The sequence below is a fragment of the Cypionkella sp. genome, from assembly GCF_036782355.1.
In the GTDB taxonomy this organism is placed as follows: Bacteria; Pseudomonadota; Alphaproteobacteria; order Rhodobacterales; family Rhodobacteraceae; genus Cypionkella.
Window position 1 is genome coordinate 177536 of record NZ_DAIPZF010000001.1, and the last position, 14426, is coordinate 191961.

The following is a 14426-nucleotide window of genomic DNA, read 5'->3' on the forward strand; positions in this document are numbered from 1 at the left end:
CCGCTTGTTGTGGATAAGAATGAGTCATTGGCGAATCACAGTCAAATTCTTTATTGAATCAAGGGGTTACAGTTTTCGCTTGATACAACATCTTGTGGATAGGTTTGAACGAACGTCTATGCCAAGGGGTTACCCCAAGATTTAGCAGCGCTTGCTGGTGCAACTTTGTCGGGTATCCGGCGTTTACCTCCCAGCCATAACCTGGATGCTGTTGCGCCAAATCCACCATGATGCGATCGCGCGCCACTTTGGCGATGATCGAGGCTGCGGCAATCGACAGGGATTTGGCATCGCCTTTGACGATGGCCGTGGCGCGCCCGGCCAGTTGTGTCGGGATCAGATTGCCGTCAATCAGGCAATGGTCTGGCGCAATCGGCAGGCCTGCGACCGCGCGCTCCATCGCCAGATGGCTGGCGCGCAGGATGTTCAGGCGGTCGATCTCTTCCACCGAGGCATGGGCGATGCAGCACTGCGCCGCGCCAAGGATCAGATCGTAGAGTTTTTCACGCTTGGCTGCGGTTAAGGTCTTGGAATCGGACAAGCCTTCGGGAATGCGCGCGGGGTCCAAGATCACAGCGGCGGCGGTCACCGGGCCTGCAAGCGGGCCACGGCCGACTTCGTCCACCCCTGCGATCAGGGCAAAGCCACGCGCTTGGGCGGCGATTTCAGAGCTAAGGTCTGCGGTTGCTTTTTGCATGGCTTTGCCTAGCGCAAAATACGGCGCTTAAAAAGGGGGGTGGCAGGCAAGCAAAAGGCGGGGCGATCCTGGGCCAAGGGCGGGAACCATGCCTTGTTATGCGATAGCAGGGCAATAAACCCCTTTGGATATTGAATAACCGCAGGGCTTTGCGCAGGATAAAGCGGTATTGAACAGGAGTGTGCAGCATGATGCGCCTAATCTTCGCGATGGCCCTTATAGGTCTGGCTCTGCCCGCAGATGCGGCGTGCTATGCCGATTATAAGGCCAAACAGGATGCGCCCTTGCGGCTGCATTACGGTGTGGCACAAGTGTCGGATGCGGCCTGCGGATCAAATGACGCCGCCAAAGGCGAACTTGCGCCCAGACTGGCGGCTGATGGCTGGACGGTGCTAAACGTGGTGTCGACCTTTGGGCCAGAGGGCTTGGACGAAAGGAAAGAAAGTGCAGGGCAATACTTCCTCCGCTACTGAGACATTGCGGGCGGGCAACCGCGTGGTGGGCTACGGTATTGCGGCGATTGTGCTGATTTTGCTGGGCGCTGCGGTGTTCTTGTTTTTGAACCTGCCTGACGCCAATGCCTTTAACGCCCGCGTGGAAAAGCTGTTTGTCGATAATAACGACCTGACCTCGGGGGCCGAGATCAAGCTGTTGGAAATTCTGGCGCAATCGGGCACCAGCTTTTCCGAGGTGCTGCAAAGCTATCGCTCGGTGATCTTTGTGCTGCTGATCTTTGCCACCGCGCTGATGATCGCGGCCTTGGTGTTTTTGGTGACCATCATCGCGCTGAACCGGCGCATTTCGGCCATTCAACGCTCGGGGATACAAGTCTCGTCGATCCTGATCAGCCGCGAGGCGCGGGCGGTCTATATCAACGATATGGAATTTGCCCTGACCGAAGCCGCGATCGAAACCCTGTCGGTGCTGGCCGAAGCGCGGATGGATGACGATGTGCTGACCGGCGCGCAGATTGAAGGCGTGATCTCGGGGCGCGATGCCTCGGACTGCGACGAGGCGGCGGGGGCGACCCGGATCAAACGCTTGCGCGATGCGCTGGGCAATCAAATGGTCAGCGAGCTTTTGGTCAAAACCGTGGCGCGGCGCGGCTATATGCTGGCGGTTGGCAAAGACACCATTAAGATGATCTAAGCTTTTGCTATACATCCGCTGCGATCTGCTGTAGAGGCGGCAGATCGGCCCGAGGGTTCCGGTGCAGATGCCGTGGGAGGCACGTCTGCGATGGGGAATGAGGTGCCGCATAAATTGGTACTTCAAGGGCGCATCTAAGCGATGCCCCCCATCAGGAAAAGACATGATCGACTTGGGAATTGCTGCGCCTTTGGCCGCAGCTTTGGCCGCTAAAGGCTATGAAAAACTGACTGCCGTGCAAATGGCAGTGCTTGCAGACGAGGCGCAAGGCCGCGATTTGCTGGTTTCGGCACAGACCGGATCGGGCAAGACCGTTGCTTTTGGTATCGCGATGGCGGACCAGATTCTGGCAGGCTCGGACAAGCTGCTTTATGCAGATGTGCCTTTGGCGCTGTGTATTGCCCCCACCCGTGAATTGGCGCTGCAAGTGGCGCGCGAGCTGGAGTGGCTTTACGGCCCCGCAGGCGCGCAGATTGCAACCTGCGTCGGCGGCATGGACTATCGCACCGAAAAGCGCGCGCTGGATCGCGGTGCGCATATCGTGGTCGGCACACCGGGCCGTCTGCGCGACCATATCGACCGCAAATCGCTGGACCTGTCGGGCCTGCGCGCGGCCGTGCTGGACGAAGCCGACGAGATGCTGGATCTGGGCTTCCGCGACGATCTGGAATATATCCTTGCTGCGGCCTCGCCTGAGCGTCGCACGCTGATGTTCTCGGCCACCGTGCCGAAAGAAATCGCGAAACTGGCGCAAGATTTCCAAAATGATGCGCTGCGCATTGCCGCCCAAGGCGAAGCAAAACAGCACGTTGATATCGAATACCGCGCGTTTTCGGTGGCCGTGCGCGACCGCGAACATGCGATCTTTAACGCCCTGCGCTTTTACGAAGCGCAAACCGCCATCGTGTTCTGTAAAACCCGCGTGAACGTCAATCATCTGATGGCGCGCATGGGCAACCGTGGCTTTAAGGTCGTCGCCCTTTCGGGTGAACTCAGCCAGCAAGAGCGCACAAACGCGCTGACCGCGCTGCGCAACGGGCGGGCGAATGTCTGTATCGCCACCGATGTGGCCGCGCGCGGCATCGACCTTCCGGGTCTGGAATTGGTGATCCACGCCGATCTGCCGTCAAACTCGGAAACCCTGCTGCACCGCTCGGGCCGCACCGGTCGTGCGGGATCGAAAGGCGTCTCGGCGCTCATCGTGGCCCCGTCTGAATTCAAAAAAGCCCAGCGTTTGCTGCAAGGTGCGAAGGTTGTGGCGGAATGGGGTGCGGCGCCTTCGGCCGAAGACGTACAATCGCGCGACGATCTGCGGATCTTTGAAAACCCCGTCTTTGGTCAGGATTTGACCGAAGAGATGGATATGGCGAGCCAGCTGATCGCGCGCTTTGGCCCCGAGCAGATTGCCGCCGCCTATGTGAAATCCTGGCGCTCGGGCCGTTCGGCCCCCGAAGTGCTGACGGAAACCGCAGCGCCACGCGATGCCGCAGCTCCTCCGCGCGAGCGCAGTGAATTTGGCGCCTCGGTCTGGTTTGAACTTTCGGTTGGTCATACCGGCCGCGCCGAAGCGCGCTGGTTGTTGCCAAAAATCTGTGACGCAGGCGGCATTTCCAAGGACGGCATCGGTGCGATTCGCGTGCAATCCGAAGTGACCTATGTGCAGATCGCTGAAGGTTTGGCGGGCAAATTCGGCCAGACGCTGGAGCTTGAAAACGGCGTCGTGATGGCGCGGATGGCGGGCGAACCTTCGATGGACCGTCCCGAGCGCGCGCCGCGCAAAGCCCCTGCTCCGCGCGGTGATCGCCCAGAGCGGGCCGATCGCGCCGAAAAAGCGCCTTATGAAAAGCGCGACAAGCCAGCCTATGTGCCAAAACCCTCGCGTTTGTTGGAAGAGGCGCGTGCCGATGGTTACGACCCGATCCGTGGCAATGACGCGCCTCCGGCCGAAGCCCCGCAGCCGCGCAAACCCTATGCGCCACGTGCCGAAGGCGCCAAGCCCTACGCTCCGCGCGGCGACAAGCCCGCTTATGGCGCAAAGCCTGCCTATGGCGACAAAAAGCCCTATGCGCCGCGTGGCGATAAACCGGCCTATGGCGCGAAGCCTGCTTATGGTGAAAAGCCAGCTTACGGTGCAAAACCGGCTTACGGCGACAAGCCCGCTTATGGCGCAAAGCCTGCTTATGGTGACAAAAAGCCCTACGCACCCCGCGCTGATGGCGAGCGTAAGCCCTATGCCCCGCGTGCCGAAGGCGCAAAGCCCTATGCGCCCCGCGATGCCGAGCCAAAGCCACGTTGGAAATCCGATGACAAAGCGGCAGCCCCGCGCTCGGCTGGTTTCAAGTCGCATGGCGGCGGTGAAGGCAAGCCCGGCAAGGCCACTGGTTTCAAATCGCACAGCGCCGAGGGCAAAAGCTTTGGCAAGCCAAAGCCCGCAGGCCCGCGCGCAGCAGATACCTCTAAGCGGTTCGTGCCGCCAAAGAAAAAGTAATCTGACATAAAGTTCACATAGGGCCGCCTTCGGGCGGCCTTATGCTTTTATATGGCCAAAGATTTCGCCATGCAGCGCTGGGTTTGCCGCCAGAACCCCCGCCGTTTGGGGCGTGGCATTGTTAAACCGCAGTGCTTGGCCATGACGATCTGTCACCCGCGCGCCGGCCTTGCTGGCAATCAAAGCCCCTGCGGCGATGTCCCATTCCCATGTCGGGCGAAAGGTCAGCATGCCGTCATGCCGGCCCTCGGCCACCAGACACAGCCGATAAGCCAGCGAGGCGCGAAAGCTGCGCTGAAAGGCGGGCGGCGCGCCTTGCCAGAAATCGGGCAGCAAGTTCGCCTTTGGTGTCAGGATGTTAGCCCCGTCTTGCAGCCGCGTTGCTGTGGCCGAAATTGCCATGCCGTCCAGCATCGCAGGCGCGTCATGGCTGGCGGTGAACAACAGATCTTTGGCAGGCAGATAGACCGCAGCGGCCACCACTTCACCCCGATGCGCCACGGCCAGCGAATGCGCGAAATAGGGTTCGCCCGCAATAAAGGCGCGCGTGCCGTCGATTGGGTCAATAATGAACACATGTTCGCATTGCAGCCGCGCGCTATCGTCAGGGGTTTCCTCGGACAGCCAGCCATAGCTGGGCCGCGCCGCGCGCAGGGTCGATTTCAGCATGTCGTTGACAGCAATATCGGCCTCGGTCACCGGACCTTGATCGCCCTTTTCCCAAACCGCAGGCGTGTTTTGCCAATACCGCAAAGCGATTTCGCCAGCAGCGCGGGCGGCTTGGGTCAAAAGGGCAAGGTCATGCGCCGGCAAGGGTCATCCCGTCGATCAACAGGCTGGGCACGCGGGTCGACAGATGCGCGCGCGCGTCATTGGCAGGGATGATCCGCAGCAGCATCTCGCGCAGATTGCCCGCGATGGTGCATTCGTTCACCGGATATTTGATCTCGCCATTCTCGACCCAGAAGCCCGAGGCACCGCGCGAATAATCGCCGGTGTTTGGATTGATCGTCGAACCGATCATCGAGGTGATCAAAAGCCCCGTGCCCATATCGCGGATCAGATCGGCGCGGCTAAGCTGGCCTTGGGTCAGATCGGTGTTCGACGACGACGGCGTTGGCGGTGCCGAGGTGCCGCGCGCGGCATTGCCGGTGCTGGCCATGCCCAACTTGCGCCCGGTGGCAAGATCCAGCGTCCAGCCCAGCAGGATACCGTTTTCCACCACCATGCGGCGGGCCGAGGGCAGCCCCTCGCCATCAAAGGGCCGCGAGCCCGAAATGCGCGGGCGCAGCGGGTCTTCCACCAAGGACAGGCCAGCAGGCAAAACCTGTTGGCCCAAGGCATCCAGCAGCCAAGACTGCCCACGCGCAATCGCGGCCCCGTTGATCGCCGAGGTCAGATGCCCGATCAAAGACGAGGCAACGCGTTCGTCAAACAGCACCGGATAGGTGCCTGTTTTGGGCTGCACAGCGCCTGCACGCGCCAAAGCGCGTTCGGCGGCAAGCGCGCCAATGCCTGCGGCCGAGGGCATATCGGCGGCAAAGATCCGGCCTTCGCCTGCGTAATCGCGCTCCATCCCCGTGCCCGATCCGGTGAAGGCCACGGCGGAAACCGAATGCGAATTGCGCGCGTAACCGCCCGAAAAACCATTACTGGCGGCCATATGCACCTCGCGGCGGCCATAGCCTGCCGAAGCCTCAACCTGGGTGATGCCTGCGGAATCCATCGCGGCGGCCTCGGCGGCGCGCGCCATCGCCTCTAGGTCGGCGGCGCTGGGTTCGGGCGCGTCTTCCACCAGTTCCAAAGCGGCCAGATCCCAGGATGTGGCGATTTGCTCGGGGCTGGCAAGGCCCGCATAGGGGTCGGCGGGGGCCTCGCGCGCCATAGCCACCGCGCGTTCGGCCAGCCGCGCCAGCGTCGCGGGCGAGGTGTCAGAGGCCGAGACACAGGCCTGACGCCCGCCCATCAGCACCCGCAACCCGATCTCGGTCGCCTCAGAGCGTTCGGCCTGTTCCAGCGCGCCCGCCCGAATATCAATGCTTTGCGACACGCCCGACAGCGCCATGGCGTCGGCCTGCTCTGCCCCCGCAGCTTTGGCGGCGTCCAGCAGGGCTTGGGTCAGCGTGGCAAGGCGGGTCATGGCGTATCCTTTTGCGGCATTTGCAGTCAAAGTCATGCTTTCGCCGCCAGTTTCAAGCGCTAGGCACAGGTTTTATCAAAACAAATGCCGCCCAAGCAGGCTGGGGCGGCGTTTGCAGGGAATAAGGCGTGTTATTGCAGGCGCTGGCCGTTGGCGTAAAAGCCTTTGTCCTTGAACTCCAGCACCGAGGTCAGCTCGTCTTTGTCGGGCGCAGAATTGGTAAACATCGCCATCATCATCTTATAGCCCATGACGTCTTGCTCATTCAGATAGCCCATCGCGACGATCTTATCGAGAAGACTGTTTGCGCCGGTCAGTTTCAAGTCGATCTTGCCCGTGGGCACAGGCAGCCCGCTAAAGGTTTCCAGATCGGAATTGTCGAAGGTCAAAGCGCCGGTGCCGGTCAGCTCTGCTCCGGCAAAGGAGAGTTGCAGCTGCGAGAGGTCCAGCGCGTTCAGCTCGCCCTTGGCGGCCTCGCCCGAGGTGCCCTGTTGCAGTTCATCAAACAGATCGGTGTTCAGCGAGGCTTTGCCCTTGGCATCCAAAATCACCGTTGCACCCTCATGCGGCAGCACGCCAGCGGGGTCGACCATCGCCCAGACCGGCTCTGACACGTTAAAGCCGACGAGCTTGCTTAGGAAGGCGAAGTCCGAGGGCGTGTCAGATTTGCCGGTGGGCATATCAATCATGAACGCAAGTTCATCATAGGTCACATCAACCTGCGGCACTGGCAGATCGGGGCCAGAAAAGCTGAGAGCGGTGCCACTGTTGTGCAGATCGTAGCGTAGATGCATCTTGTCCATCGCAAAGGCCAGCCCTCCTGCCAAGGTCGCGCCACTGACATGGCTGCCGACGCCCTTGGTGTTGGCAGAGACATCGAATTTCGCTGAAGCATAGTCAAAGCTCGAGGTCACCGCAAAGCCAGCCGTGAGGGCTTTGGCCATATCGGCCATATCGGTCAAAGTCCCGCTGGATTGGCCGGAAATCGCCTCGATCTGCGCGGTCATGTCAAAGGCGGACTGAGTGTCGCTGTTTTTGCTAGAGGCTACCAGTGCCATGCTGTCGGCAGTAAAGCTGCTGGCAATCTTTTTCGCCGCGCCCACGCCTTCGACCAGATAGTTTGCCGCGATATTGGTCAGCGTTGCATTCATCGTCAGATCAACAAGCGCGCTGTCAATGCCGTTCAGCGCTTCCAGCGTGGCGGTAAGCTTGGGTGCTGTGATGACATAGGTCAGCGCATCGGCCTGCCCGCTTGCGACCAGCGCAAGCCCTGGCTGCGACAGGGTGATTTTCAGGTCACTTGGTTTTGCGTCCATCAGCCCCGGGGGCGGCGTGGTTTTGATCAGAATTGGGATGCTGTCAGAAAAGGTGACAGTCACTTTGCCATCGCCATTTTCGCTAAAGTCGATTTCATCAATCGACAGTGCCGCCGAACTATGGTCGCTTTTTTGATCAAGGGTCAGACCCGAGACCACAAGCCGGTTGCCGTTGCGGCTGACATCGGTGGTGCGCAGCGTTTGGCCCGAGGCGGACATCATTTCTTGCCAATTTGCCCAAACCTCTTCGGCTGTGACATCTGCCAAGGCACAGCTGGCCGTAAAGACTGCGACTGTCGCGGCGCTACCCGCCAAAAGCATGCGTTTCATAAATCGGCCCCTTGGAACTCTCTTTGGCCCAAGCATCCCTGCTTGCATCGGGGCGGTCAAGGGTTTCTGATGTGCGCAATAGACAATCGACGCAATTGTTATCAAGGCGAAGGAGGCATCATCATGCAGGGCAAAGTTGTTGTGATTACCGGGGCAAGTCGTGGCATTGGCGCGGCTGCGGCGCGTGCATTTTGCGGCTTGGGGGCAAAGGTTGCGCTGCTGGCGCGATCAGAGCCCGAGATCGCAGCGCTGGCAGCAGAGCTGGGCGAAGCGGCGGTGGCCTTAACCTGCGATGTGGCAGAATTCGACCAAGTACAGGCGGCTCTGGCGGCGGTTGTTGCGCGCTGGGGGCGCTTGGATGTTTTGATCAACAATGCTGGAGTGATCGACCCGATTGCGCATCTGGCAACGGCGGATCCTGCCGAATTTGCCCGCGCGGTGCAGATCAATCTGAACGGGGTGTTTTATGGCATGCGGGCTGCATTGCCGCAGATGCGTGCGCAGGGCTATGGCACCATCATCAACATCTCGTCCGGTGCTGCGACCAATCCGCTGGAAGGCTGGGGGGGCTATTGTTCCACCAAAGCGGCGGCGCTGATGCTGACGCGCGTCGGCCATCTGGAAGAGGCTGCGCATGGCATTCGGGTGCTGGGCCTGTCACCCGGAACGGTGGCGACGCAGATGCAGGTCAAGATCAAGGCCTCGGGGGTTAATCCGGTCAGTCAATTGGATCCTTCCGTGCATATTGCGCCCGAATGGCCCGCCAAAACGCTGGTTTGGATGTGTACAGCGGCGGCGGATGCTTGGCTTGGCCGTGATGTGTCGCTGCGCGAAGATGTGGTGCAGCGCGCTGTGGGGTTGCTGGCATGATCGAGGTTACCAAAGACGGCGGTCTGCTTACGCTGACCTTGAACCGGCCAGAAAAGGCTAATGCGCTGACGGCTGCGATGCTGGCGGACCTTGAGGCCGCCTTGGCGGGCCCGCCCCCTGCGGCGTTGATCCTGACAGGTGTCGGCAAGGTGTTTTCGGCTGGCGCGGATCTAGAAGAAATGCAGGCGGGGCTTGGCCGCAATCCGGCGTGGGAGCGGGTCTCGGCGGCGATTGCAGCGCTGCCCTGCCCGACGATTGCCGCGTTGAACGGCACGCTGGCGGGCGGGGCGATGGGCTTGGCGTTGGCTTGCGATATGCGGCTGGCGGTGACGGGGGCGAAGTTCTTTTATCCGGTGATGCGGCTTGGGTTTTTGCCGCAGCCCTCTGATCCTGCACGGCTGGCCGCGCTGATCGGGCCTGCGCGCGCCAAGATGATTTTGCTGGCCGGCGCGCGGATCGAGGCCGAAGAGGCGCAGGCTTGGGGGCTGATCGAGCGGATTTGCGCCCCCGAGGCTTTGATGGCGACCGCGCGGGCGCTGATGGCCGATGCTTTGGCCGCCAAAGCGGGGCATAGTGCCGCGATTAAGGCGCTGATCGGCTGACTGCGCGCAAAGGTGTGAAGTAAGGGGTGCTAAACTATGAACTCGCAATGGGTCGTCACATTGATGGGCTGGGCGCAATCGGCCAGTGATATCGCTTTGGGGTGGCTGCTGTCGCCTGCCGCTTGGTCGCAATTTATTCTGCTGGCGCTGGCCTATCTGCTGGCGCGCGCAGGGGCGAAACGCTTGGGGCCACTGCTGACGCGCCTGCTTGAGCCGGGGCAAAAAGACAGCCTGCTTGCCAAACTGCGCCGCTTTTCGCTTGGCTTCGTGCCCTTGCTGATGCCGCTTTTTGCCTATGCGCTGACCGCAGGCGGGGAAGAGGTCACGCGTTCGGTCTTTGGGTCGGGCGAGGTGGTGGCCTTGGGCAAGCGGCTGTTCTTATTCCTTGCCGCGCAAAGTTTCGTACGCGAGGTGCTGACCGACAGCTTCTTGAAACTGTTGGGGAAATATGTGCTGATCCCCTGTGCGGCGCTTTATATGTTTGGCCTGCTAGACCTGATTTTGCAGCGGCTGGATGACAGCATCATCGCCTTGGGCAATATCCGCTTTTCGATTTTGGCGCTGATCCGAGGCCTGGTTGCGGGCAGCCTGTTGTTTTGGCTGGGGTCTTGGTCGAACCGGCAAAGTGCGGGCTATATCAAAGCGCAAGACGAGCTGCGCCCTGCCACCCGCGAATTGGCGGTCAAGGCGATTGAAGTGGCGATCTTTGGCGCGGCGTTTTTGCTGCTGATGAGCATCATGGGCATCGATCTGACCGCCGTTGCGGTTTTGGGTGGTGCCTTGGGTGTTGGGATTGGCCTTGGTTTGCAGCAGATTGCTGCGAATTTCATCTCGGGGATCATTTTATTGATCGAGGGGCAAACCACCGTCGGCGATTATGTTGAACTTGATGGCGGCGAGCGGGGCACCATCGTCAAGATGACCGCCCGCGCCTGCATTTTGGAAACCTTTGACGGCAAGTGGATCGTGGTGCCGAACGAACATTTCATCACCAGCCGTGTGGTGAATTATTCCGACCAAGGCTCTGCCAACCGCTATGAGGCTTTGTTTTCGGTGGCTTATGAAACCGATATTAACCGCGTGCCTGCGGTGATAGAGTCGGCGGTGGCGGCGCTGCCTTTTGTGCTGACCGACCCCGATCGGCCTGATTGCGAATTGCGTGGTTTTGGCGACAGCTCGGTTGACTTTGCAGTGGAATATTGGGTGAACGGCATCGACGACGGCAAAAACAAATACGCAAGCAAAGTGCTGTTTGCGATCTGGAACGCGCTTAAGGCCGAGGGAATCGAGATCCCCTATCCGCGCCGTGTGATCGAGATGCGCCATGTTTGACGCTTTGGTCATTGGCGCAGGCCCTGCGGGGCTGATGGCGGCGGAAGAATTGGCGCGTGCTGGTCGCAAGGTATTGGTCTGCGAGGCCAAGCCCAGCCCTGCGCGCAAATTCCTGATGGCTGGCAAGTCGGGGCTGAACATCACCAAAGATGAAGAAAGCGACAGCTTTATCGCAGCTTACGGCGATGCCTGGCTGGCGCCGATGATCGCGGGTTTTGGTCCGGCGCAGGTGGTGATCTGGGCGCGTGGTTTGGGGCAAGAGGTGTTTACCGGCTCGTCTGATCGGGTGTTTCCGCGCAGCATGAAGGGCTCGCCGCTGTTGCGGGCTTGGCTGGCGCGGCTTGCGGGCATGGGGGTCGAGCTGCGCAGCCGTTGGCGCTGGGCGGGGTTTGCGGACCAAGGCTTTGTCTTTGACACGCCCGAGGGTCGGCAGGTCTTGCAACCTGCGGTGACGGTGCTGGCCTTGGGCGGGGCCTCTTGGGCGCGGCTGGGGTCGGATGCGGCTTGGCTGCCGTGGCTGGCAGAAAAAGGCGTGCAGATCGCGCCGTTCCGTCCGGCCAATATGGGTTTTGCCGTCGAATGGTCGCCGCATATGGCCAAGCATTTTGGCGCAGCGATCAAGGGGGCGGCGCTGCATGTTGGCGGGCGTGTCGAGCGGGGCGAATTCGTGATCTCGGCCCGCGGGGTCGAGGGCGGCGGGATCTACGCGGTCAGCCGCGATCTGCGCGAAGGCGGCCAACTGACGCTGGATCTGATGCCGGATGTTTCGGGCGATGAGATTTCGGCGCGGCTGTCGCGGATGAAACCTGCGGAAACCTTGGTCAATAAGCTGCGCAAGCTGGGTCTGCCGCCTGCCGCCGTGGCTTTGGTGATGGAGTTTGGCAAGGGCCGCCCGCCGGTCGAGGCGATCAAACAGCTTGATCTGCGGCTTGCAGGCCCGCGCCCGATTGACGAGGCGATCTCGGTTGCAGGCGGGGTGATGCAGGCTGCGGTGACCGAAGGGCTAGAGCTGCGCGCGATCCCGCGCGTGTTTGTCTGCGGCGAGATGCTGGATTGGGAAGCCCCCACCGGCGGCTATCTGCTGACGGGGGCTTGGGCCACGGGGCGCTGGGCAGGCATGGCGGCGGCAGCGGCGCTTTAGCGCGGCCTGCATGCGCGCCCTTCCCGCCCGCCCCACTCCGTGCTAGGGGCAGGGGATGAAAATGCTTCCCACAAAAGATCAGATCCGTCAGTGGATCCTCGACAACCCGACCCTGACGGGCAAGCGCGATATCGCGAAGGCTTTCGGCATCACCGGCGATGGTCGCATCGACCTGAAACGGATGCTGCGCGAGCTGGAGGCCGAGGGCGCGGTTGAAAAGAAATCGCGCCGCTACCGTGAAGAGGGCGCGCTGCCGCCGGTCTCGGTGCTGCTGGTTTTGCCGCCTGACAGCAATGGCGATCTGTTCGCCCAGCCGCTGGAGGCGGGGGATACCGACACGCCGCCGCGCATTTTGATCATGCCACAAAAGGGCGACACCGCTTTGGCGGGGGGGATGAAGATCCTTGCACGGCTGACGCCGGTTGGCGGGCAGGATTACGGCTATGAGGCGCGGTTGATCCGAGCGCTGGGCTCGAACCCGCTGAAGGTGATCGGGGTTTACCGTGCCGCTTCCGAAGGCGGGCGGATTTTGCCGGTCGACAAAGGCTCGGACAAAGAATGGCGTGTTGCGCGCGACCATGACGGCGGCGCCAAGGACGGCGAGTTGGTCGAGGCCGAGCAGATCGGCCCCAAACGCTTTGGCCTGCCGCAAGCCAAGATCACGGCGCGGCTGGGCGACCCTTCGGGTGCGCGCGCGGTCAGCCTGATTGCGATCCATCAGCACGGCATTCCCGACCATTTCCCCGACGCGGTGATTGCCGAAGCCGAGGCCGCCAAGCCTGTGGCCTTGGGCAAACGCGAAGACCTGCGCGGCCTGCCCTTGGTGACAATCGACCCCGTCGATGCCCGCGACCGTGATGATGCGGTCTATGCCATGGCAGACCCAAACCCGAAAAATCCCGGTGGCTTTGTGATCTGGGTGGCGATTGCCGATGTGGCGCATTACGTCCGCCCCAACTCGGCGCTGGACCGCGAGGCCCGCAAGCGCGGCAACTCTAGCTATTTTCCTGACCGCGTGGTGCCGATGCTGCCCGATGTGTTGTCGGGCGATCTGTGCAGTTTGCACGAACATGTGGACCGCGCCTGTATGGCGGTCGAAATGCGCATCGACGCGCAGGGCCAAAAGCTGGGCCACCGCTTTACCCGTGGCTTGATGCGGTCACAGGCGAGCCTGAATTATGCGCAGGTGCAAGACGCGATTGACGGGCGCAGCGATGCCAAAACCGCGCCTTTGCTGGACGATGTGCTGCGGCCTTTGTATGCGGCCTATGCTGCCTTAAAGCACGCCCGTGCCTTGCGCCAGCCGCTGGATCTGGAACTGCCCGAGCGGAAGATCATTCTGGATGACGACGGCAAAGTCACCTCGGTGTCGTTTTATGAACGCTTTGACGCGCATAAGCTGATCGAAGAATGCATGATCCTTGCCAATGTGGCGGCGGCAGAAGAGCTGGTTGGGCTGAAGCGGCCCTTGTTGTTCCGCGTGCATGAGGAACCTTCGCAAGACAAGCTGGAAAGCCTGCGCGAGGTGGCCGAGGCTTCGGGCTTTACGCTGGCCAAGGGGCAGGTGCTGAAGACCATGCACCTGAACCGATTGCTGTCGCAGGCGGCGGGCACCGAATTTGACGAGCTGATGAATATCTCGACGCTGCGGTCTATGACGCAGGCCTATTACAACGCCGAAAACTTTGGCCACTTTGGTTTGGCGCTGCGCAACTATGCGCATTTCACCTCGCCGATTCGGCGTTATTCCGATCTGATCGTGCACCGCGCGCTGATTTCTGGCCACGGCTGGGGCGACGATGGGCTGTCGGCTTGGGATATCGAAAATCTTGACGACACCGCCAAGCAGATTTCCGACACCGAGCGGCGCAGCATGGTCGCCGAACGCGACACCACCGACCGCTATCTGGCGGCGTTCTTGTCTGAACGGGTGGGCAATGAATTTGCGGGCCGGATTTCGGGTGTGCAGCGCTTTGGTCTGTTCGTGCGGTTGCAAGAAACCGGCGCGGATGGCTTGGTGCCGATCCGCTCGATCGGGCGCGAGTTTTTCCATTACGACCAAGACGCGCAGACGCTGACGGGTTCAGACAGCGGTTTGGTTTTGGGGATCGGGCTGCGCGTGACGGTGCGGCTGGCCGAGGCAAGCCCGCTGACCGGAGGCTTGATGCTGGATCTGGTCGGGCTGGAAGACGGGCCGCTGCCGCAAGGCGGGCGCAGGGGCGGGCGGTATCAGCCGCGCAAGCCCGGCAAATCGGCGGAAAAGGCTGCAAAAACCGCGCGCAAGGTGCATCGCAGCCGGCGCTGACTTGGCAGGATCGCGCCAGACCGCTAGGCTTGCTTTGGCAGGCAAAAGGGTAGGGC

12 protein-coding genes are annotated in these 14426 nt (G+C 61.3%); 8 read left to right on the forward strand and 4 right to left on the reverse strand.

Annotated elements, in window-relative coordinates; genetic code table 11:
* Nucleotides 1-58: 58 nt before the first annotated feature.
* Complete coding sequence (locus tag V7Q10_RS00900; RefSeq protein WP_333867137.1) at nt 59-697, reverse strand: ribonuclease HII; 639 nt, start codon at nt 695-697, stop codon at nt 59-61.
* 188 nt (nt 698-885) lie between these two features.
* On the opposite strand from V7Q10_RS00900, the gene V7Q10_RS00905 reads away from it, so the two are divergent.
* The 3 genes from V7Q10_RS00905 (at nt 886) to V7Q10_RS00915 (ending at nt 4334) form a co-directional block, all read left to right on the forward strand.
* Nucleotides 886-1170: a hypothetical protein gene (locus tag V7Q10_RS00905; protein WP_333867138.1), complete on the forward strand. Its 285-nt coding sequence runs from the start codon at nt 886-888 to the stop codon at nt 1168-1170.
* Nucleotides 1142-1846, forward strand: a complete 705-nt coding sequence (locus V7Q10_RS00910) for a winged helix-turn-helix domain-containing protein (RefSeq protein ID WP_333867139.1) — start codon at nt 1142-1144, stop codon at nt 1844-1846. The genes V7Q10_RS00905 and V7Q10_RS00910 overlap by 29 nt, the downstream gene beginning before the upstream one ends.
* A 163-nt stretch (nt 1847-2009) precedes the next feature.
* Nucleotides 2010-4334: a DEAD/DEAH box helicase gene (locus V7Q10_RS00915; protein ID WP_333867140.1), complete on the forward strand. Its 2325-nt coding sequence runs from the start codon at nt 2010-2012 to the stop codon at nt 4332-4334.
* A gap of 39 nt (nt 4335-4373) precedes the next feature.
* Here the strand turns inward: V7Q10_RS00915 and V7Q10_RS00920 are convergent, their stop codons facing one another.
* The 3 genes from V7Q10_RS00920 to V7Q10_RS00930 all read right to left on the reverse strand — a co-directional run bounded on the left by V7Q10_RS00920 (nt 4374) and on the right by V7Q10_RS00930 (nt 8120).
* A complete protein-coding gene (locus tag V7Q10_RS00920; protein WP_333867141.1) occupies nt 4374-5147 on the reverse strand; it encodes a 3'(2'),5'-bisphosphate nucleotidase CysQ in 774 nt (257 codons plus the stop codon).
* Nucleotides 5134-6474, reverse strand: a complete 1341-nt coding sequence (locus V7Q10_RS00925) for a TldD/PmbA family protein (protein ID WP_333867142.1) — start codon at nt 6472-6474, stop codon at nt 5134-5136. Before V7Q10_RS00925 ends, V7Q10_RS00920 begins: the two co-directional genes overlap by 14 nt.
* Nucleotides 6475-6605: 131 nt before the next feature.
* Complete coding sequence (locus tag V7Q10_RS00930) at nt 6606-8120, reverse strand: DUF2125 domain-containing protein (RefSeq protein WP_333867143.1); 1515 nt, start codon at nt 8118-8120, stop codon at nt 6606-6608.
* A 123-nt stretch (nt 8121-8243) separates the two neighbouring features.
* Here V7Q10_RS00930 and V7Q10_RS00935 point away from each other — a divergent pair, with 123 nt between their 5' ends.
* Genes V7Q10_RS00935 through rnr form a run of 5 tightly spaced genes read left to right on the forward strand, consistent with a single transcriptional unit; the run spans nt 8244 to nt 14370 of the window.
* Nucleotides 8244-8990: an SDR family oxidoreductase gene (locus tag V7Q10_RS00935; protein WP_333867144.1), complete on the forward strand. Its 747-nt coding sequence runs from the start codon at nt 8244-8246 to the stop codon at nt 8988-8990.
* Nucleotides 8987-9592: an enoyl-CoA hydratase/isomerase family protein gene (locus V7Q10_RS00940; protein WP_333867145.1), complete on the forward strand. Its 606-nt coding sequence runs from the start codon at nt 8987-8989 to the stop codon at nt 9590-9592. The genes V7Q10_RS00935 and V7Q10_RS00940 overlap by 4 nt, the downstream gene beginning before the upstream one ends.
* 36 nt (nt 9593-9628) lie before the next feature.
* Nucleotides 9629-10924 (forward strand): mechanosensitive ion channel family protein, encoded by a 1296-nt coding sequence (locus V7Q10_RS00945; RefSeq protein WP_333867146.1) that lies wholly within the window; start codon nt 9629-9631, stop codon nt 10922-10924.
* The gene (locus V7Q10_RS00950) at nt 10917-12065 is read left to right on the forward strand and encodes a TIGR03862 family flavoprotein (RefSeq protein ID WP_333867147.1); all 1149 of its coding nucleotides are present in this window, start codon (nt 10917-10919) and stop codon (nt 12063-12065) included. The genes V7Q10_RS00945 and V7Q10_RS00950 overlap by 8 nt, the downstream gene beginning before the upstream one ends.
* A 55-nt stretch (nt 12066-12120) precedes the next feature.
* Nucleotides 12121-14370, forward strand: coding sequence for a ribonuclease R (gene rnr, locus V7Q10_RS00955; RefSeq protein WP_333867148.1), 2250 nt, complete (start codon nt 12121-12123; stop codon nt 14368-14370).
* Nucleotides 14371-14426: the final 56 nt, after the last annotated feature.

Coding starts and splice junctions, on each gene's coding strand:
- V7Q10_RS00900 (WP_333867137.1), bottom strand. CDS start 697: ATGCAAAAAGCAACCGCAGACCTTAGCTCTGAAATCGCCGCCCAAGCG.
- V7Q10_RS00905 (WP_333867138.1), top strand. CDS start 886: ATGATGCGCCTAATCTTCGCGATGGCCCTTATAGGTCTGGCTCTGCCC.
- V7Q10_RS00915 (WP_333867140.1), top strand. CDS start 2,010: ATGATCGACTTGGGAATTGCTGCGCCTTTGGCCGCAGCTTTGGCCGCT.
- V7Q10_RS00925 (WP_333867142.1), bottom strand. CDS start 6,474: ATGACCCGCCTTGCCACGCTGACCCAAGCCCTGCTGGACGCCGCCAAA.
- V7Q10_RS00930 (WP_333867143.1), bottom strand. CDS start 8,120: ATGAAACGCATGCTTTTGGCGGGTAGCGCCGCGACAGTCGCAGTCTTT.
- V7Q10_RS00935 (WP_333867144.1), top strand. CDS start 8,244: ATGCAGGGCAAAGTTGTTGTGATTACCGGGGCAAGTCGTGGCATTGGC.
- V7Q10_RS00940 (WP_333867145.1), top strand. CDS start 8,987: ATGATCGAGGTTACCAAAGACGGCGGTCTGCTTACGCTGACCTTGAAC.
- V7Q10_RS00945 (WP_333867146.1), top strand. CDS start 9,629: ATGAACTCGCAATGGGTCGTCACATTGATGGGCTGGGCGCAATCGGCC.
- V7Q10_RS00950 (WP_333867147.1), top strand. CDS start 10,917: ATGTTTGACGCTTTGGTCATTGGCGCAGGCCCTGCGGGGCTGATGGCG.
- rnr (WP_333867148.1), top strand. CDS start 12,121: ATGAAAATGCTTCCCACAAAAGATCAGATCCGTCAGTGGATCCTCGAC.